This is a genomic window from Amycolatopsis vastitatis, from assembly GCF_002234595.1.
Classification (GTDB): Bacteria; Actinomycetota; Actinomycetes; order Mycobacteriales; family Pseudonocardiaceae; genus Amycolatopsis; species Amycolatopsis vastitatis.
Genome location: NZ_NMUL01000011.1, coordinates 49,539 through 68,763, shown reverse-complemented (window position 1 = coordinate 68,763; position 19,225 = coordinate 49,539). Strand labels below are relative to the sequence as shown.

The 19,225-nt window shown below is 69.5% G+C and carries 13 protein-coding genes and 3 pseudogenes; 1 reads left to right on the top strand and 15 read right to left on the bottom strand.

What is annotated here, in order from left to right; translation table 11 throughout:
• Nucleotides 1-289: 289 nt before the first annotated feature.
• The 8 genes and pseudogenes from CF165_RS13990 to CF165_RS13965 form a co-directional block, all read right to left on the bottom strand.
• Nucleotides 290-667, bottom strand: a complete 378-nt coding sequence (locus CF165_RS13990; protein WP_143268579.1) for a hypothetical protein — start codon at nucleotides 665-667, stop codon at nucleotides 290-292.
• 126 nt (nucleotides 668-793) lie between these two features.
• Nucleotides 794-976, bottom strand: coding sequence for a hypothetical protein (locus CF165_RS50200; protein ID WP_143268577.1), 183 nt, complete (start codon nucleotides 974-976; stop codon nucleotides 794-796).
• Between the two features lie 406 nt (nucleotides 977-1,382).
• A protein-coding gene (locus CF165_RS13985; RefSeq protein ID WP_093947937.1) for an IS3 family transposase occupies nucleotides 1,383-2,542 on the bottom strand; the annotation gives its coding sequence in 2 pieces (ribosomal slippage) (nucleotides 1,383-2,273 and nucleotides 2,276-2,542; 1,158 coding nt in all).
• A gap of 158 nt (nucleotides 2,543-2,700) precedes the next feature.
• Nucleotides 2,701-2,856 (bottom strand): hypothetical protein, encoded by a 156-nt coding sequence (locus CF165_RS50190; protein WP_205660853.1) that lies wholly within the window; start codon nucleotides 2,854-2,856, stop codon nucleotides 2,701-2,703.
• Nucleotides 2,857-3,021: 165 nt separating this feature from the next.
• A complete protein-coding gene (locus CF165_RS52600) occupies nucleotides 3,022-3,702 on the bottom strand; it encodes an AAA family ATPase (protein WP_240521585.1) in 681 nt (226 codons plus the stop codon).
• 185 nt (nucleotides 3,703-3,887) lie between these two features.
• A pseudogene (locus tag CF165_RS52595) lies at nucleotides 3,888-4,322 on the bottom strand (AAA family ATPase); the annotation flags it as partial.
• A 35-nt stretch (nucleotides 4,323-4,357) separates the two neighbouring features.
• Entirely contained in the window at nucleotides 4,358-4,726 is a 369-nt protein-coding gene (locus CF165_RS13970) for an MmcQ/YjbR family DNA-binding protein (RefSeq protein ID WP_093947935.1), read from the bottom strand.
• Nucleotides 4,723-5,118 (bottom strand): MmcQ/YjbR family DNA-binding protein, encoded by a 396-nt coding sequence (locus CF165_RS13965; protein WP_093947934.1) that lies wholly within the window; start codon nucleotides 5,116-5,118, stop codon nucleotides 4,723-4,725. Before CF165_RS13965 ends, CF165_RS13970 begins: the two co-directional genes overlap by 4 nt.
• Before the next feature lie 224 nt (nucleotides 5,119-5,342).
• On the opposite strand from CF165_RS13965, the gene CF165_RS13960 reads away from it, so the two are divergent.
• Nucleotides 5,343-6,173: a helix-turn-helix domain-containing protein gene (locus CF165_RS13960; RefSeq protein WP_240521584.1), complete on the top strand. Its 831-nt coding sequence runs from the start codon at nucleotides 5,343-5,345 to the stop codon at nucleotides 6,171-6,173.
• 65 nt (nucleotides 6,174-6,238) lie between these two features.
• Here the strand turns inward: CF165_RS13960 and CF165_RS13955 are convergent, their stop codons facing one another.
• The 7 genes and pseudogenes from CF165_RS13955 to CF165_RS13925 form a co-directional block, all read right to left on the bottom strand.
• Nucleotides 6,239-7,243: an alpha/beta hydrolase fold domain-containing protein gene (locus CF165_RS13955; RefSeq protein WP_093947932.1), complete on the bottom strand. Its 1,005-nt coding sequence runs from the start codon at nucleotides 7,241-7,243 to the stop codon at nucleotides 6,239-6,241.
• A 51-nt stretch (nucleotides 7,244-7,294) separates the two neighbouring features.
• A complete protein-coding gene (locus CF165_RS13950; RefSeq protein WP_093947931.1) occupies nucleotides 7,295-8,317 on the bottom strand; it encodes an alcohol dehydrogenase catalytic domain-containing protein in 1,023 nt (340 codons plus the stop codon).
• A gap of 59 nt (nucleotides 8,318-8,376) precedes the next feature.
• Nucleotides 8,377-9,819, bottom strand: a pseudogene (locus tag CF165_RS13945) (carboxylesterase family protein); the annotation flags it as partial.
• A 263-nt stretch (nucleotides 9,820-10,082) separates the two neighbouring features.
• Nucleotides 10,083-10,655 (bottom strand): TetR/AcrR family transcriptional regulator, encoded by a 573-nt coding sequence (locus CF165_RS13940; RefSeq protein ID WP_093947929.1) that lies wholly within the window; start codon nucleotides 10,653-10,655, stop codon nucleotides 10,083-10,085.
• A 962-nt stretch (nucleotides 10,656-11,617) separates the two neighbouring features.
• Nucleotides 11,618-11,932 (bottom strand): annotated as a pseudogene (locus CF165_RS53410) (hypothetical protein); the annotation flags it as partial.
• Between the two features lie 411 nt (nucleotides 11,933-12,343).
• Nucleotides 12,344-17,215 carry a DNA repair ATPase gene (locus CF165_RS13930; RefSeq protein WP_093947927.1) on the bottom strand — a complete coding sequence of 1,624 codons (4,872 nt, stop codon included), beginning with the start codon at nucleotides 17,213-17,215 and terminating at the stop codon, nucleotides 12,344-12,346.
• Nucleotides 17,212-19,221, bottom strand: a complete 2,010-nt coding sequence (locus CF165_RS13925) for a flotillin family protein (protein WP_093947926.1) — start codon at nucleotides 19,219-19,221, stop codon at nucleotides 17,212-17,214. The genes CF165_RS13930 and CF165_RS13925 overlap by 4 nt, the downstream gene beginning before the upstream one ends.
• Between the last annotated feature and the right edge of the window lie 4 nt (nucleotides 19,222-19,225).

Sequence of the window (19,225 nt, the reverse complement as noted above, 5' to 3'; positions counted from 1 at the left end):
TCGCGTTCCTGCAACAGAGCCTCGCGGCCGCCATCGCGGGCCGGCGTAGGCGCAGAGCGGGCGGCGGTGGCTGATCGGAGCAGGGGTCGTCGGATGCCCAGCGGGTGGGGTCGGCCGGTCTCTGGGGGCGGGTCGCAGGGGTTGCGGAGGTAGGCGGAGATCATGTTGACCACCGTCTGCCGCTGAGGCGGGTTGTCCTGCGCGACCCGTTCGAGGGCGTAGAGGCCGCCATGGCGGATCGCGGCCTGCGGCGAGCCGGGCTGCTCCACGGCCTTGAGATACAGCTCGGTCAGCCGCCGCTCAGCCGCGTCGTGCTCCTGGTGGGCGAGGGCGCGCGTTCGCGGTTGTCCAGGTCAGCCTCGGTGGAGTGCTGGCGTCGCCAGGACAGGTACAGCGCGACCACACCGCCACTGCCGACCGCGACGCTCAAGCCGACCTTCAGCGCATCCAACCGTGCGGACACCACCTCGGCGCCGTTGAGCCCGGCCGTCGCCGGCCACCACAACACCACCACCGCGGCCGCTGTCAGCACCGCGATCACGACTGCGGTCAGCCACATCGTCCTCGGCGACAGCTCCCGCAGCCGCGGCCGCGCCACCGCAGGAGGAGAGGGAGGCGTGGTGGGCACACCGGTTCCCGGCTGTGATGGTGTGTCGTCGTCGGTCATGCTCACCTATGTCGTCAGGGCGGCCCAAGTTGTTGCAGACCGCCTTGGTGGCATGGACTGCTGCTCGATCTGCACGTCGAGCCTCGTCACCGTCGCAGCGATCTACGGTGGTCTGCCCTGCACGCGTCACGGGGTGTGGGCCACCGTCAGCACGCAGATGGGGTCAAGGCCCACGACGTCGTACTCGTCGTCGTTGTCCAGGTCGCAGCCGACCAGGTCGACGCGCTCGTGCCGCGGGACGGCGTAGACGGCGATCGGTGAGCCGGCATCGGTGTAGTGCGGGCACACCGCGGTGGTGAAGCTCCTCAAGTCCGCTTCTGCGTCAGAAGACCCCTGGACGGCTTCCGAGGCCGCCAGCACGCTTGCGCGGCTAAATGCGAGTTCACGCAGCCGGCGCGACCAGCCGCCGCCCCCGAAAAGCACTAGCGTCCCCTGAATCGCGCCAGCGGAGTTCGGCGTGGACGGACCGCTCGAGCTCCGACGTTGGCATCATGCGGCTGCTCGGGCGCAGGTAGCGGTCGGTGAACTCGGCAGGACCGCACTGGTCGACCCGCTGCCAGCCGTATTCGGTGAGGAACGCGCCGAATACCTCCGAGGCGGGCCCGAAAACGCCAGCGGCGGCGCTCTTCGACGCTGCCGTGGCCGAACCCTTGATCGCCCTGCACGACAGATGGGTCTGCCCAGACTTCGGTTGACACCGGGGGCTGACTGTTTCTCAGGCCGCTGTTGCGGTGGTGTAGATGGTCTCAACCTCGACTGGGGTGAGCTTGCCCAGGGCGCGTTGGCGGCGTTTGCGGTGGTACTTCGTCTCGATCCAGGACACGATCGCCAACCGCAGTTCCTCCCGGGTACGCCACCGTCGGGTGTCGAGAACATTCTTTTGCAGCAACGAGAAGAACGATTCCATCGCGGCGTTGTCCCCGCACGCGCCGCCCCGGCCCATCGACCCGTTCAGCCCGTGAGCGCCCAGCAGGCGACGGTAGGTGGCCGACCGGAACTGGGCGCCGCGATCGGAGTGGACCACGACACCGGCTGGGTTGCGCAGTGCGATCGCGTTGCGCAGCGCGCTGACGGCGAGTGAGGCCCGCATGTGCGAGGCGATGGAGTATCCGACGATCTTGTTGGAGTAGCAGTCCTCGACCGCACACAAGTACAGCTTGCCCTCGCCGATGGGATGTTCGGTGATATCGGTCAACCACTTGGTATCCGGCGCGGTAGCGGTGAAGTCGCGGCGCACGAGGTCGTCGTGCACCGGTGGCCCGGCCTTACGGAAACAGCCTTTCTTCTTGGCGTGCAACGAGAAGATCTGCTGCGTGGAGCAGATCCGCCACACCCGGTTCTCCGGGGCGGTGAAGCCGCGGCAGGCGAGTTCCTCGGCGATGAACCGGTATCCGTCGGCCGGGTCGTCGGCGTGGATCTCGAGCGCAGCGTCGATCAGATGCGCGTCGCCCCAGTCCCGCTGCGAGACCGGGGACGAACGCCACTGGCAGTAGGCCTGCTGGGAGATCCCCAGCACCCTGCACGTCACCGCCACCGGCACCCGCACGGAGGCGCCGGCCGCGGCCAGTTCACGGACGAGCGGGAACGCTATTTTCCCAGCAGGTTGCCCTGCGCCAAATAGGCCGCGGCTTCGCGCAGGACCTCCTTCTCCTGCTCCAGCAGCCGGTTGCGTTTGCGCAATTCTCGCAGCTCAGTGGACTCGTCCCGCGTTACTCCGGGGCGGGCGCCGTCCTCGACATCGGCGCCGCGCAGCCAGTTGGCCAGACACGACTCGGAGATCCCGAAATCCTTCGCGACCCGCTTCAACGGGGCCTCACCACGACGGGCCACAGCGATCACGACGTCACGGAACTCACGGGGATAGGGCTTGGGCACGATGGCATCCTCTCAAGCAAGGCCGAAGGCCTCACACGTGAGGTGTCAACCAGACCCTGATTTCGGATGCGGCTTCGGTAATTCTCCTCGGTGTGGACCTCCACATCAAGGGCGTCCGCCCGCAACACCGTCCGGGCCGAGACGCTGATCTTGGCCGCTTACGGATCCAACCAGGTACCACGGCGCTGGTCAGTCTCGACCGGTCGCCGGCCGGTGGCGACGACCCGGCGGCCGGCCGCGAGGGCCTCGCGGGCGATGTCCGTGCCCAGGCAGCGGCCGGCACCGGTGATGAACCAAACCTTCTTCTCAGTCATGCCACCAGGCAACCAGTCGAGGTCGCCGTTGGCCGTCATGGCGCGGGTTGGGGACAGCTTTGGCGCGGTGCGGTCCCCAGTGGGAGCCGGTGATGTGATGTCGAGGTGGTCGGCGATCAGGTGTCGGCGGGCCTATTCGACCCGCTCCGGCGGCAGTCGGCCCGGTCATTCGTGTTGTCGGCGAGCACGCGAGGCAGCCCAGTGGCGCAGGCGCTCGGCGATCTCGATCTCGTAGCCGTTTTGGGTGGGCTGGTAATACGTCTCGCGGTCCATGCCGCCGGGGAAGTAGTCGGCACCGGAGAAGCCGTCGGCGGTGTCCGGGTCGTACTGGTAGTCCTTGCCGTAGCCGAGGTCCTTCATCAGCCGGGTCGGGGCGTTGAGGATGTGGGCGGGCGGCATGAGCGAGCCGGTGCGTCGGGCGGCGCGGTGTGCCGCGTTGAAGCCGCGGTAGACGGCGATGGACTTCGGCGCGGTGGCGAGGTAGACGACGGCCTGGGCGATCGCCAATTCGCCCTCGGGGGAGCCGAGCCGCTCGTACACGTCCCAGGCGGCGAGCGTCTGCTGGACCGCCTGCGGGTCGGCCATGCCGATGTCCTCGCTGGCGAAGCGGACCAGGCGGCGAGCCACGTACAGCGGATCCTCGCCACCGTCGAGCATGCGGGCGAACCAGTACAGAGCCGCGTCCGGGTCGGAGCCGCGCATCGACTTGTGCAGTGCGGAGATCAGGTTGTAGTGGCTCTCCTGCGCCTTGTCGTAGAGCGGGGCGCGCTGCTGGATGTGGTGGGCGAGCGCGGTGGTGTCCAGGGGTGTCTCGCTGTCCGGGAGGGCCTGGAGCTGTTCGGCCATGTTGAGGAGGTAGCGGCCGTCGCCATCAGGGCGCGGCGGGCGTCGTCGTCCAGGGGCAGCCGGTGGCCGGTGAGCTGCTCGGCGCGGTCGAGCAGCGTGGACAGCGCGGCTTCGTCGAGGCGTTTGAGGACGAAGACCTGGGTGCGGGAGAGGAGGGCGCCGTTGAGTTCGAAGCTCGGGTTCTCCGTGGTGGCGCCGATCAGGGCGATCGTGCCGTCCTCGACGTAGGGAAGGAAGCTGTCCTGCTGGGCGCGGTTGAAGCGGTGGATCTCGTCGACGAACAGCAGGGTGCCCTGGCCGACACTGCGCCGGTTTCGTGCGGCGGCGAAGACCTTCCGCAGATCGGCCACGCCGGAGAAGGTGGCCGACACCGACTCGAAGGTCAGGTTGCTGCCGTCCGCGAGGAGCCGGGCGATGGTCGTTTTCCCGACGCCGGGCGGCCCCCACAGGATGGCGGAGCCGAGGCGCTGCTGGGCGACCATGCGGCCCAGCGGGGCGTCCGGGGCCAGGAGGTGGTCCTGCCCGACGACATCGTTCAGCTGCGTCGGGCGCAGGCGGTCGGCGAGTGGCCGGGCGGGCTCCTCGTCGAAGAGCGGCAGGGGCGGTTCGATCGGTTCCATCGGACTCTCGGGTCGAAGGCGGGAACTCGCGGCGCTCATCGAGCACCAGGGCGGTCGCGTCGAGGCAGCCGCTCGACGACCAGGTCGTAGGAATTCTCGACGGCGTCAGTGATCAGTCGCTTGGTGATGCCCGGGCCGGGCCCCAGTGAGATCCAATGCCGTTTGTCGAGATAGCGGCCCGGGGTGATCGAGGCGTGGTCACGTTCTTGCGCGCGGGCGTGTTCGGGTTCGCACTTGACCGTGATGATCTGGTCGTCCGGGTCGTCGGTGACGATCAGGAACACCTTGCCTGCCACTTTGTACACGTCCAGGTGCTCGGTGAACGGGTAACCGTGGTCCGTCCCGGGCAGCGCGAGCGCCGTGGCGCGCGCGGTGTCTTGGAGCCGGTCTCCGGCCGCGCTCACCGGGTCGCCCGCGTGGCGCTGCCGTAGATGTGCGGGTCGACGGGCTGCTCGGCTTTGGGCAGGTGGGAGACCACGAGCAAGTAGGAGTCGGTGACGAGTTCCTCGACCAGCTTTTCGTCGACGTCTTCCCCGTCCTCCAGTGTGATCCAGTGCTTTTTGTTCATGTGGTAGCCGGGGGTGATGTGGCTGTTGCGCTCCCGCAAGGCGAGGGCCTCGCCGGGGTCCGCCTTGAGGATCACGACGGGGCGCCCCGGAACCTCGGTCATCAGCATGAAGACCTTGCCGCGGACCTTGAAGACCTCCCAGTCGGGGCCGAAGGGATGCTCCAACTGCGCTCCGGGAAGTTCCTCCGCGCAGTCGGCGGCGGTCTTCTGCAGGGTCGATCCGTTCATGGGTGGTGGACCTCCTCAGGTGGTGACGGGCTGTGGCAGCGAAGGACGCGGAGGCGCGACACGCGGTCGCAGCGGCAGGTCCCATCCTTCCCTCGAAATCGGCAAACAGAGCAGTAGACTGCGGACACGTGATGGTCGATAAGCGACACCTCAGGCCGAGCGAACCGGTCGCGGTTCCGTTGTACGGTTTCCAGCCCCGGGTCGGTACTCCGTACGGCCTTGAGGTGAGTACCGTCGAGGATTTTTTCGCCCAGCACGACGGCTGGCCGTGGAATCCACCCCGTCCGGTCCGCGTCACCTTCTACTACCTGATCCTGGTCACCGAGGGTGAGTTGCGGCACGACGTCGACCACGTCACGCGAATCATCGCGCCCGGCCAGTGGCTGTGGGTGCGTCCCGGGCACGCACTGTGCTTCCATCCGCCCGGCACGGCCCGCGGCCCGTTCATCCTGTTCGAACCGGACGTGCTGACGCCCGGCACCGCCGGTCTCCTGGCCCCGCTCATCGCGCACGAGGCGCCTGCCGTGCTCAGCCCGCACCCCGATGACACCGTCTGGCTCCAGCAGACGGCGTTCCAGCTCCTGGATGAACACCGCGCGCTGGGGCGCCGCCCCCTCGCCATCCACCACGCCCTGCGGCGCAGCCTGCTCGAATCGCTGCTGCTGCGCCTGGCCAACTCCCCCGGCATCGCCCCCATCGGCACGGCCACGGCCGGCAGGGGCCGCGCCGACTGGTACGGACGCTTCCTGGACGCCCTGGAGCTGCACTTTCGCGAACTGCACCACGCCGCCGACTACGCTGAGTTGCTAGGCTGCTCGGTCCGCACCCTCAGCCGCGCCGCCCAGGACGTCACCGGCAAGGGAGTACGCGAACTCATCGACGAGCGGCGCCTCCTCGAAGCCCGGCGCCTGCTGGGAGATGCCCGGTGGGACGCCAGGGTTGTGGCCGTCCACCTCGGCTTCACCGACCCCGCGAACTTCGGCCGCTTCTTCCGCGACCGCACCGGCCTCACCCCGGCCGCCTTCGCGGCCCGCGACACCACGACCGATCCGTGAGCAGAGCGCGGCGGCGGCCCGCGGCCCTTGACCGTACGGGACAGCCAATCGATTCGGAGCTCCGCTCAAGGAGCGAGAGCCCGCCGGATGAACTCCTCACGGGTCGCATTGGAAGCGCGCGACACAGCCGCCTGATCCACGGTCAGGTCGGACGAGTGGAAGCCGCCGCCCCACATGTGGAGATCGACGCTCACGCCCGCCTCGCACAGGCGGCCGGCGTAGCTCAGGATCTCGTCGCGGAACCCCTCGGCCGAGCCGGTGTCGATGTAGGTGCGCGGCAGCCGGCTGAGGTCCTCGGCGCGGGCCGGCGCGGCGTACTGCGACACGTCCGGGCCGCCGCGCCGCTCGCCCAGCACGGAGGTCCACGCGTACAGGTTGCTGTAGCGGTCCCATACGCCTTCGCGGTCCACCATGCGACTGCTGTGCGTCTCGAAGCGGTCGTCGAGCATGGGGCAGATCAGAATCTGATGGCTGAGCTCGGGAAAGGCACGGTCGCGGGCGAGCAGCGCGGTCCCCGCCGCGAGGCCGCCACCGCCACTGACTCCGGCGATCAGGAGCCGCTCGGGGTCGATACCGAGCTCGGCCGCGTTCTTCGCCATCCACACCAGCCCCGCGTAGCAGTCCTCGACCGGCGCGGGATCGGGGTGATCCGGCGCCAGCCGGTACTCGACCGACACGACGACCGCACTCCCCTCGATCACATGGGGCAGGAGATGACTCACGTGGTCCCGGCGTCCCCCCATGATCATCCCGCCACCGTGGAGGCTGAGGATGCCTCCCTTGCGGCCTCGGTCCTCGACGGGGCTGAGGATCAGCAGAGTGATGTCCGGCGCGCCTTCCGGCCCCGGTACCCGGCGCTCCTCCACCCGCACTCTGCCGCCCGCCGTCAGAGCCTCCGAATCCAACCCGGGAGAACCCTTCGCGATCTGCCGTCGGATCTCTGGCAGGGTCTCATCCGACAGGGCCGGAAAAACTGCGCCCCGCGCCTCCTCGACGGGCGCGAGCTCCGGGTCCAACGGGGGCCGAGTGGTCGTGGCACCGAAGAAGTCTGCTGCTGTCTGGTCTGGCATCTGTTCTCTCCTTCGGAAACGACGGGGTGGTTGGTTGCCGTTGCTCAGGTCTCAGTCGTCCAGGACGACGACGTGCTTGCCCGGCGTGGTGCCGGACTCGAGGTCGGCCTGGGCGTCACGGACCTTTTCCAGGCCGTGGTAGACCTTCGCGATCGGGACGTTGAGGCGTCCTGCGGCGATGGCCTGGAGCTGGTGGGCGAGGACGTCGGCGGGGAGGTCGGCGGCCTGACCGCCGTAGGACGTCAGCCGCACCCCGAAGGGGATCATGAACGGGGAGAAGTCGGGGATCGTCCACTGGCCCGCAAGGGCTCCGGTGAAGCAGACGGTGCCGTCCCGGCGGACGGTGCGGAGGGTGTCGGCGAGGACCGAGCAGCCCACCAGTTCCAGCGCGGCGTCGACGCCGTCCGGCACCAGCTCGCGCGCTTGTTCGGCGATAGTGCCGTTGTCGATGAGGGGATGGTCGACGCCCGCGGCCCGCAGTTCCCCGGCCCTCTCCGGGCTGCGGGTGGTGGACAGCACGGTGGCTCCGAGGTCCTTCGCGATCGTGGCCGCGCTCAGCCCGACCGTGGAGGTGCCGCCGCGGATCAGCAGCGTCTGCCCCGCCTGCAGGCCGAGGCCGGTGGTGAGGGAGCCGTACGCGGTCTGGAACATCTCCGGAAGCGCACCGACGACCTCCCACGGCAGGCCGGTCTCGAACGGGATGACCTGCTCCGCGGGGACGGTCACGTACTGGGCGTACGCGCCGTCGTACGAGCGGCCCATGCCGCCCATCATCGTGGCCACCTGCTGTCCCGGCCGCAGCCCGCCGGCCTCGTCGGCCTCATCGACCACGCCGACGCCCTCGATGCCGGGGACGCGCGGGTAGGTGACGTCCGGGCTCGACTCGCCCTTGCGGGTGGTGACCTCGGACTCGTTGACGCCGAACGCTTTTACCTTGATCCGCACCCAGCCGGGCTCGCGTACGGGCACCGGCACATCCTTGATCTCCAGTGCGTCGAGGCCGCCGGTCCTGGTCACGACGACCGCCCGCATCGTCGCCGGTACGGCGTCACCGGCCGCTGTCGATTGGCTCATTTGAGTTCCTCCCTCTGTTTGTCCCCCTTGGCGCGCTGCTCGGTATCCCCAGCCGGCCGTCAGGGCCGGGCGACGCCCTCCCACAGGTCGAGGGACTGCTGGTAGTGGGCGGTGGCCTCGAAGGGCGGGTGGCCGACGCTTTCCGAGGTGGGCCGGTCCGTGACGGCGGGCCACAGACGGGTCTGCTCGCCGGTGGCGAAGTCGAGCACGAGGTCGCGGATACGCGTGTCGCGCTCGGCCTGATCCGCGCTGCGGCCCGGCTGTTCCTGGCCGACCAGGGCGTACATCTCGGTGCCGTGCACGGCGGGCGCGCCCTCGGCGGGCCCGATCAGGAGGAGATGGGCGTTGCCGCCCGCGGCGGCATGAGCCAGGGCGCCGCGGGCGGCCGGGAGCGCGAAGAGGTAGTCCGCCATGACCGCGGCGCGGACCTCGGCAGGGGTGCGTCCGTCCTGGTCGTAGGCATCGACGATCTTCTTCGCGCGGGAGCGGGAAATACGCCACCCCGCGACCTCGTCGACGATGCGGTCGACGGTGCCCGGGTCGAACCGGTCGAAGTCGTTCGCCACCCACCAGCCCATGTCGTCGCTGGCCATGCTCAGCAGCACGTCGACATCGCGGTGCGCCCCCGAGGCCAGGACGTCCATGGGGTGGGCGTGCACCACCGCGCCGGGCTGCCCGAGGTCCAGGACGACCCCGGTGGCCTGGTTGTCCACCCCGCCCCGGACTCCGAGATCCGTCGGGGCGACCTTGCTCAAGGCGTCCCTCAGGGAGGTCGTGTCGAGGTCGAGCAGTTTCTCCGGGTTGCCCGCGACGCCGAGTTCGGTGACGAACCGGTGCGCGAGCTCCTCGGCCCACCAGGCCGGAATGCTGCGGGCGGGCCCGCCGGAGAACCCGCCCAGCCGCCGGTACAGGCCGTCGGCGGAGGAGGCCCCGAGCAGCCCGAAGGTGGTATAGGCGCCGGCACTGTGGCCGTAGACGGTGACGTTGTCGGGATCGCCGCCGAAGTGGGCGATGTTCCGCTGGATCCAGGTGAGCGCGGCGATGACGTCCTGGAGGAAGAGGTTGCTGGCCTCAGCCAGGGCGCCGCCATACTGCGAGAGCGAGAGCGCACCCAGCGCGCCGAGCCGGTAGTTGATCGACACCCCCACCACCCGCCCTGTCGTGGCGAGGCCGGCGGCGTTCGAGGTGATCTGTGTGTTCGCGCCGTACTCGAATCCGCCGCCATGGATGTACACGGCCACCGGCAGTGCCTTGCCGGCCGGCTTCTCGGGGGCCCACACGTTCAGGTTCAGGCAGTCCTCGCCCGTTCCGCTGTCCGCTTCGAGCCAGTCGCCGCTGTCGGGCTGGACGGGGGCGACACCCTTGCGGTCATAGGGGCGGTCCGGAGCGAAATCCACGACCACGGGACGGCGGTATCGCTCGGCCGTGGCGTACGGGATTCCCCACCAGGACCGCACCCCAGGTGCAGTAGGGGCCGTGGGTGCGGTGGCGGTCATGACGTGTCCTTCCGGCGCGGTTCGGGTGTTCGCGCGGCGTGTCGGCGGCTGGTTGCTTGTTCTCGATCATTTCCTGGGTTCCAGCAAATGGCCCTGCCGGCATCGGTCATCTGGTGGTCATCAGGTGACACTCTTCGCTGCCCCTCTTCTTCTCGTAGCCCGAGCTCGGTGGGTTCACTCGTTCGAGCTGTTGATCTCTGCGCACGACCTGCCCGGCACCGGCGAATCCCGACGACGGCCGCGTCGCCGACACCGGCCCACGAACCCCTTCAGGGCTTCTTGCCCATACCGCACCAGAGCAGATCGGTCAGCGCGGCGGTCTGCTCCCGCCAGTCCTCGCCGGGGTTGAGGTAGAGCAGCCCAGCCAGCCCTCGCAGGACCGTCTCCGGGCTCAGGCCGTCGCGGACGGTCCCGGCGTCGGCGTTCGCCTTCAGCAGGGTCGAGACCGCGCCGACCATCGCGTGGTACGCGCTCGCGGGCAGTTCCCCGCGGACGGACGTCTCGACACGCAGGGCGTCGGCCAGGCCGCGCTTGGTCATCATGCAGTGCGCGAGGTGGTCGGTGGTCCAGACCCGGAACGCCACCTCGGGCGGGTGCGCGGCGAGCAGGCGCGGCACGACGTCCACCAGGTGCCGGACTTCGCGCTGGTAGACCGCCAGGATGAGCGCTTCGGGAGTCGGGAAATGGCGGTAGACCGTGCCGACCCCGACTTCGGCTTGCTTCGCGATGGCGTTGAACGACAGCTCGGCCGAGCGAGCCAGCGATTCCGCCGCCACGGCCAGGATGCGCTCATGGTTACGCCGGGTGTCCGCCCGCCGTGGGCTGACCGATCCCGTCGTCATCGTGCCTCCGGTCGTCGAGGGAACCGCACCCCTGGTGCAGTGGGTGCCGTGGCGGTCATGACGTGTCCTTCCGGCGCAGTCCGGGGCTTCGCGACGGGCCGACGGCCGGTTGCTCACGGTGACGCTTCCCCATCATTTCCCGGGATTCGACAAATGGCCCTGCACGCATCGGTCATCTGGTGGTCATCAGGTGACACTCCCCGCTGGGAACGCAACCTCGGCACGGGCGAGGACCCGGCCATGTCGACGACAGTCAGGTCCTCGCATCGCACGATCGACCTTGGTTCGTCCAGCCTCCACCTGCCGGTGCGGGACTGAACTCCCGATGTCCCGGCCGGCCATCGTGCGACGTCCACCGTGGACCATCCGCTGAGACCTGCCAGATCGCGGAGCAAGTGGCGGCCACCCACGACAACGGCCTGCTCCATCGGGTGATTTCGCACCGCGCCGCCAGCCGGCGAGCTGGGCGAAACGATTTTCCGACACACTTTCATCGCGTCGAACTGATCAAGGGACCTGAAAATGATCCAAGAAATGGCCGGGCGTCCGTCGCGGCGGGTGAAAGGCGTACGCGGAGGGCTCGTCGCGATCGGTATCGCGGTTCTGCTCGGCCGGTCAGATCGCCGCCGTGGTCGTCGCGTTCGCGTGCCTCGTCGCCGCACGCGCGGCAAGCCGCCGGGATGCGGTGACCGACGAGCGCCGGCTGGGCCGGACCGTGCGGCGGGGAGCCGGCCAGGTGGTGGCCGGGGTGCTCTCGCTGGCCCTTCTGGTGAACGCCGTCACGCCCGCCCCGGTGGCGTTGGGCTTTCAGTCCTCGACGGGCTACGGCAACTCGTTCGAGCCGGCGAAGCCCATGGCGACCACCGTGGTCTCGAACACCCGGCTCACCAGCGACATCAAGTACGGCGACACCTACCCCAACAGCTACCTCGACGTCTACATCGCCGGCAACGACTCCACCGTCAAGCGGCCCACGTTCGTGATCGTCCACGGCGGCGGCTGGATCGCGGGGAGCAAGAACGACGGCGACCCGAATGGCTGTCTCGCGTGGGGATGCCGCGTTCACGCAGCTTGTTCAGCACGGTGGTGTGGTTGACGCCCAGGCGGTCACCGACTCGCGCCAGAGACCAGCCGAGCTTGTACAGGTGGATGGCGTCGTCGACCTGCTCAGGCGAAAGTCCGCGCCGGCGCATCGACACCCCGTGGCGGTGGAGGATGGCGCTGACCGTCCGCCGCTCGATGCCGAACCGATCTCCGAGTTCGTCCACCGTCGCGCCGCCGACGTCAGCCTCGGCCCCTTCGGGTACTGACTACGCGTCGCCTTCTGCCAACGGCGCTGCAGATCGGCCGACAACCGCGTCTCCACCTCCGGCGCCACATGCGAATACACCTCGACCACCCGGTTCGGCAGGTGATGACCCAACCGGCGGGGCCTGCGCGATCTCGGGCGCTCCTCCGGCGATCAGCCACGTCTTGTGACTGTGCCGCAACCCGTGGAACGTCAACCCGGGCCTGACCGCATACAACCGCACCCCCGCCGGTCGAGGCTCGAGCGCCACTACTCGAACAAGACGCAGGTGGCTGACGCGAACCACGGCAGCCCGACTTGCCACAGCCGCCCGGATCGGTTTCATGGTGGGCGGCTCCATCGACCATGACGCGGCTACGTCATTGCGGGGTCAAAGCAATCAAGCCTCTTCCCGCGCCAGCCGCTGTGCCGCGCGCCCGATGGCCGTCTCGACCGCGCCCACCCGGTCGGCCAGCAGGCCCACCGCGCCGACCGCGCGGCTCAGCGGGTCCTCGCCGTCCCCGCCCAGCGCCTGCTCGCGCAGGTACGCGGCCTTGACGGCGGCCCACCGCCGGGCCTGCTCCGCGGACAGCCGTCCCCGCAGCTCGGCCAGCTTGAGCAGGTTGGCCTCGGCGCCCGAGGTCAGCGTCTGCGCCTCGCCGGCGTAGTGGTCGTCGATCAGAGCCTCGAGCTCCGCGTCGTTCATCGCCGGCACGATCCGCTCGGCGAGCTTGTTCATGTTCCGGTACGAACCCTGCAGCTGGAACGGCGGTTCGGTGCGCGACGCGTCCGCCTGCGCCGCCGAGGCGATGTAGGCCTGGTTGTTCGCCAGCACGGTCCGCTGCACCTGCACCAGCTTCCGGAGCACGGCGAGGATCTGCTCCAGCTCCGTGGCCGAATAGGCGTGCGAAAGCTGGTCGGCACGCACGGAACCATCGCCGTGGGCCATCCGGACCAGAACGTCCACATCGGACCGCTCCCGTGACACGAGCGGCGCCAGCACGGCGTTCGACGTCAGCGCGTTCTCGATGTAGCTCAGCGCGAAGAGCTCTTCCTTGCCGGACAGCACATCACCGAGGTTCCACACGTCCGCGCGGTTGGCGAGCATGTCGGGGATGCGGAACCGCTTGCCCTGCTCAGTGTACGGGTTGCCGGCCATGCACACCGCGAACCGCTTGCCGCGCAGGTCGTAGGTCCGCGTGCGGCCCTCCCACACACCTTCCATCCGCCGCTGCGCGTCGCACAGCGAGATGAACTTCTGCAGCAGTTCCGGCGACGTGTGCTGGATGTCGTCGAGGTACAGCAGCACGTTGTTGCCCTGCTCCAGCGCGAAGGAGATCTTTTCGACTTCCTGCCGCGCGGTCGCGTTGGGCGCGTCGGCCGGGTCGACCGAGGTGACGTCGTGGCCCAGCGCCGGCCCGTTGACCTTCACGAAGACCAGCCCGAGGCGGCTGGCGACGTACTCCATGAGCGTCGTCTTGCCGTACCCCGGCGGCGAGATGAGCAGCAGCAGACCGGACTGGTCGGTGCGCTTGGCGTCCCCGGCCGCGCCGAGCTGCTTGGCCAGGTTGTCCCCGATCAGCGGCAGGTAGACCTCGTCGAGCAGCCGGTTCCGCACGAAGGCGCTCATCACCTTCGGCTTGTACTCCTCAAGCCGGAGCCGGTCGCGTTCGGCCGCTACCAGGTCGTTGCGCAGCCGCTGGTACGCGCGGAAACCCGGCACGCGGTCACGCCGGAATCGGTGCGTCCTGGCGAGCGTCTCGTCGAGCCGCACCGCCACCGACCGCCCGGCGATCCGCGGGTGCGCGCCGAGCAGACCGTCCACAGTGGCCGTCAGCGCCGCCGACGAGTCGTACCGCGGCAGGTCGCACAGCTCGATCGCAACGGCTTCGGGCAGCTCGTCAGCCGGCAGCCCGACCGAGTCCACAAAGGACCGCAGCCAGGCGTCGGCGAGCTGGTACCGTTCCACCAGTACGTCGAGGGAGCGCAGGTCCTCGGCGAAGCTCCGCCGGTCGAGCCGGAACTTGTCCAGCACCGCCCGCGCGCCGCCGCCGGTGACGAACCCGGCCGGCGCGACGGCGAGCTCCTCGACCAGGTACTCCCCGGCGAACTCGGCGTCGAGCGCGAGCCCGGCGCCGTCGAGGAACGCCGTCATCGCGGCCGTGAGCTCCCGCGCCAGCTCGTCGCTCGCCCGGGTGGGGCCGAACGCCTCCCGCACCCGCGCGAGCGACGCGGCCCGGGTCGTCCACGCGGCCTTGGCCCGCTCGTCGGCGCCGAACGCCCAGAACAGCTGGGCCGCCGCCCGGGCGGCGGGTGGGAAGCGCAGCAACCCGGCAGCGGACCGCAGCCGCAGCAGGGCCGCCAGGATCGCGGCGGCGTCGTGGTCGTGCACCCCGCGCGCGTACCCCTCGTCGTACCGCTCCCCGGCCACGCTCCGCACGACGTCGAGCAGATCGGCTTCGACCAGCTCGGCGACCGGCCGTTCGGCGAGGATCGACGTCGCGAGGTACTCGGCGCGGTAGACCTCCGGCGACTCCGAGACCAGCAGCTGGTCCCAGTACGGCCGCGTCGCCTCGAAAGTGGCGTCCCGCACCGGCGCCCGGTAGTCGGTGCCGGTGATCGCGAACTTCATCGAGCCGTCGTGCGGCACCAGCGTCAGGTCGAGGTCCTGGGTGTTGACGGCGAAGGTGTTGCGGCCGAGTCGGATCGTCGCGCCGCCTTCGCCGTAGAGGTCGAGGCGGTCGCGCAGGGCCCGGCCGGCCTCCTGGCGAGCGGCCTTCACCCGGCCTTCGAGCTCCTCGGCCCGCACCTGGTCGCCGAGCGCCCGCAGGTCCTCGACGACGCTGCGCAGCTTCGAGACCATCGGATCGGCCGCGAAGTAGGTGTTGATCTCCTCGGCCGAGCCGAGCGAACCGACCCGGCGCGTCACGCTGCCGAGGATGCGCCCGGCCGACTCGACCAGCCGGTCCGCGCGCCGCGCCCGCTCGTCGAGCAGCGTCTGCTTGCGCGAGGAGAACGCCTCGTAGACGTCGGTGCGCTTCTCCCCGAGCGAGGTCAGGAAGTCGTCGAACTCCCCGAACCGCGATTCGAGGTTCTCCAGCTGCAGCAGCAGCCGGCCCAGCTGTTCGTCGCAGCGCTCCGGGGTGTCCGCGACCGCGAGCCCGCCGGTGATGGCCTGCGCGAGCAGCGCGAACTCGGCGGCGAACTCCGCCCGGCCCTCGGTCTCCAGGAGCTCCTTGCGACGCGCGTCGAGCGTGGCCCTGGCCCGGTTGACGGCGCCGATCACCTCGCCGACGCGCTCCAGGATCTTCGTCCGCACGACGGCGTCGGCGATGTCGAGCCCGCCCACGACGTCGGTGAGGACCTCCAGGCCGGCGGACTGCTCGTCGAGCCGCGCGGCAACCGGACCGGCCTCGGCGACCGTCTTGATCGCGCCCGCCGCGGCGATCAGCCCGTCCACCTCGGCGTGGTAGCCGGTGAACGCCTCCTCGCCCTGCAAGAACCGCACGGCCCGCTGCGCCGCCTCGGAGAACTCCGTGTCCAGTTCGGCGATCAGCGTGTCCACGCGCGCGGTGTCGGCGTAACGCAGCTCCCGCACGGTGACCAGGCGCCCGCGCGCCCGGTGCATCTCGGCCAGGCGGCGCACCCACGCGTCCGCCGCGTTCAGCGCTTCGCCCCGCACCCGCCGCACGAGCGACGCCGTGTCGGCCGCCGCCGTGTCGACGGCCTCGGCCGCCTGCGCGGTGAGCGAGGTGACCGTCTCGAACTCGTCCAGCACCTGCTCGGCGGTGACGCGGACGTCGGACAGCGGCGAGCGCAGGTCCCCCAGCTCACTCTCGCCGAGCCAGTGGTAGTGGTCGAAGACGCGCGTGCAGGCGGCGATCAGCGCCTCGAACACCGCCGCCGACGGCGCCATTTCCCCGATCATCCTGGTGATCGACAGGCAGTCGGAGATCCCGCGGACGAGGTCGGCGTTCCCGACCCGCTCCAGCGGCCCGGTGCCGGCCGGCTGCGACGCCGCGTAGGTGTCCGATTGGAACGGCGTCCGCCACACCTGCATCGGGTGGACCCGGCTCGGTTCGTCGGACAGCGCGCGGAACAGGATCATCGTGCCGTCGTCGAACAGCGAGTACCCGTGGCACGGGATCGGGTTGGCGACCTCCTTGCGGATCACGTTGTACGGCAGCAGGAGCGAGCGCCCCTCGGCCCGCGCGTGGAAGACGTACAGCACGTCCTCGCCGTTGGGCGAGCGGATCACGCGCTCGAACTCGAGACCGTCCACAGTGGTGTCGAACGTCTTGCTGACGCCGGTGTCGAGGTAGTAGCCGCCGGGGAAGATGATGCCGTGGTCCTCGGGGAGCCGCTGGCAGGCCTGCCCGATGCCGTCGAGCCGCACGACGTCCTGGGTGCGGGTGTTGAACACCAGGTAGCGGTACGTGGTTTCCTTGTACGGCAGCATGCGCAGCAGGATCAGCGGGCCGATCCGGGCATAGGAGACTTCGGCGTCGGCGAGGCTCTGCAGCGGCTCGTCGACCGGCTCGGCGTACACCCCGGCGCCGGTCTCGGTGTTGTTCTCGACCTTGACCGTCAAGTTGCCGCCGACGGTCTCGACGAACACCTCGTCCTCGATCGAGATGTGCGGGTGCCGGCCGAGGACGTGGTCCTCGCGCGTCGTCTCGATCCACTCGAAGTCGTGCGACGGCGGGAAGACGTGGTCACGTTCGCCACGACTGTCCAGATAGGACACCGTGCCGTCGGCCGCGATCCCCCACCGCAGCACCCGGATGTCCTCGGTGCGCGGACCGATCTGGAACACCGCGAGCAGCTTCCCGTCCAGCCGGCGCAGCTGCAGCAGCTTCGCCTGCCGGTAGTAGCGGTACAGCTCGCCGAAGTCCCGCCCGAACTGCTCGTCACGCAGCAGTTCGGGCAGTTCCTCCGCACTGACGTCGTCGAAGCGGAACGCGTCTTCGTCACGGCTGAAGCGCTGCAGCGAGAAAACGTCGTCGATCGCCGTCTCGGGCTTCAGTCCGATGAAGACGTTGTAGCCGAACAACATCCGGCCGTCGACCGCGACGATGTCCCGGGGCACGCAGTTGTTGGCGGTGCGGATGCGTTCGGTGCCGAGCAGCGCGAGCTGCGCGCCGCCGAAGACCTCGAGCCGGCGCGCGTTGAGCTCGTCCGCGCGTTTCGCCAGCTCGGAGGCCTGGGCGGCCAGCCGGACGCGGAGCACGTCATAGGTGCCCGCGTCCAGCTTCGTCTCGGCCGCCGTCACTGCTTCGCGGCGACGACGGTGGCGACCGACGTCTCGGCGAGGCCGAGCCGCTGCGCCGTGGTCATCAGCTCACGGAGCTTGTCGCTGTCCGGCCCGCCGTCCTGCAGCTGCTTCGCCAGGAAGGCCGACAGCGTCAGGTTCTTCACGTCTTCGGTGCTCACCGCGCCGATCAGCTTGGCGAGGTCGTCGGTGAAGCTGGCCGACCCGTCGAGGTAGGGCCGCGCGAGCGATCCGACGACGTCGGAGTGCTGCACGAAGCCGTCCACGCTCTTGCCGAGCCCGATCGAGCCGACGATCCGGTCGAAGAACATGGTCTCGCCGCCGACGATGTCGATGTCGGCCTTCTCCAGCCCGACGCTGAGCACGGTCGCCTGCGCTTCGGCGACGTCACGCTGCACGTCGAGCGCGGCCAGCCGGATCTCCTTCTCGGCGTCCAGCCGCAGCCGGTACTCCTCGTGCTCCCGGCTCGCGCTGTCGAGCGCGGCCAACGCGGCGGCCTTCTCGGTGAGGCCCTCGGCTTCGCCCTTCAGCTTGTCGCGCAGCGCATCGGCGACCACGGTCGCCTTCTCGCGTTCGACGATCGCCTCGGCGCGGCCGACCTTCTCCAGCGCGACGGCGTCGCGCTCCCGGACCTGCGCGGCGGCGAGGCCGGCGGCGGCCTCCTCGGCCTGGATGCCCTCGGCGAGCCGGATCTTGGCCCGCGTCTCCAGCTCGGCGGCCTGCTGGCGCGCCTCGGCGAGGGTCAGCTCCTCGCGGGCCTTGAACTTGGCGGCCTGCTCGGCGGCCTCGGCGGCCTTGATGCCCTTGACCAGGTTCTCCTGGGCTTCGGCCTCGGCACGGATGACCACCGCCTCGCGGGTGCGCTGGGCCTCCTCGACCACGCGCAGCTTCTTGATGTTCTCTTCCTGCTCGGCGACGGTCTTCTCGACGGCGATCCGCTCCCGGATCACCTCGGCGATCGACCGCTTCTCGGTTTCGAGTTCCTTGTCCTTGGAAATCCGGGACAGCTCGGTCTCGCGCTCGCGGCCGATCACTTCGAGCAGGCGGTCCTTTTCGATCCGCTCGGACTCGATGGCGATGACGCGTTCACGGTTCTTGCCGGCGACCTCGATTTCGCGCTGCTGGTTCTGCTGCTGGATGCCGAGCTGCTCGTCGGTGCGCAGCTGCGCGGCCTGCGACTTGAGCCGCTCCTCGGCCTGCACCTTGAGGGTTTCCGCTTCTTCGCGCGCCCGCATCGTCTCGATTTCGCGGCGCTGCTTGATTTCCGCATCGGCCTGGCGCCGCTCCAGTTCGAGGATCGCCTCGCGGGCGTCGACGTTCTGGCGCGTGATCTCCTTTTCTTCGTGGCGGCGGAACTCGTTGGTGCGCACGTGCTCGATCGCTGTCAGCTCGGTGATCTTGCGGATACCCTGCGCGTCGAGGATGTTGGCCGAATCGAGCGACGCCATCGGGGTCTGCTCGAGGTAGTCGATCGCCGCGTCTTCCAGGCTGTAGCCGTTGAGGTCGGTGCCGATGACGCGGATGATCTGGTCGCGGAACTCGTTGCGCTTGGTGTAGAGGTCGACGAAGTCCAGTTGCTTGCCGACGGTTTTCAGCGCCTCGGAGAACTTCGCGTTGAACAGTTCCTGCAGGGTTCCCTGGTCGCTCGCGCGTTCGGTACCGATCGCCTGCGCGACCTTCACGACGTCCTCGACCGTCTTGTTGACGCGCACGAAGAACGAGATCCGGATGTCGGCGCGGATGTTGTCGCGGCAGATCAGGCCTTCCCGGCCGGTGCGCTCGATGTCGATCGTCTTCACCGAGATGTCCATGACCTCGGACTTGTGCAGCACGGGCAGCACCACGGCACCGGTGAAGGTGACGTCGACCCTGCGCACCTTGGAGATGATCAGCGCCTTGCCCTGCGGCACCTTGCGGAACAGCCGGCTCACGACGAACAGCAGCACCAGGACGATCAGGACCACGACGGCGATCAACACGCCGGCCCCCAAGCCGATGGCATCCATTCCG

Bases quoted from the DNA above. Each gene is read 5' to 3' on its own strand.
- CF165_RS13990 (WP_143268579.1), bottom strand. From the start codon at position 667: ATGACCGACGACGACACACCATCACAGCCGGGAACCGGTGTGCCCACC.
- CF165_RS50190 (WP_205660853.1), bottom strand. From the start codon at position 2,856: ATGACTGAGAAGAAGGTTTGGTTCATCACCGGTGCCGGCCGCTGCCTG.
- CF165_RS52600 (WP_240521585.1), bottom strand. From the start codon at position 3,702: ATGGCCGAACAGCTCCAGGCCCTCCCGGACAGCGAGACACCCCTGGAC.
- CF165_RS13965 (WP_093947934.1), bottom strand. From the start codon at position 5,118: ATGAACGGATCGACCCTGCAGAAGACCGCCGCCGACTGCGCGGAGGAA.
- CF165_RS13955 (WP_093947932.1), bottom strand. From the start codon at position 7,243: ATGCCAGACCAGACAGCAGCAGACTTCTTCGGTGCCACGACCACTCGG.
- CF165_RS13950 (WP_093947931.1), bottom strand. From the start codon at position 8,317: ATGAGCCAATCGACAGCGGCCGGTGACGCCGTACCGGCGACGATGCGG.
- CF165_RS13940 (WP_093947929.1), bottom strand. From the start codon at position 10,655: ATGACGACGGGATCGGTCAGCCCACGGCGGGCGGACACCCGGCGTAAC.
- CF165_RS13925 (WP_093947926.1), bottom strand. From the start codon at position 19,221: ATGGATGCCATCGGCTTGGGGGCCGGCGTGTTGATCGCCGTCGTGGTC.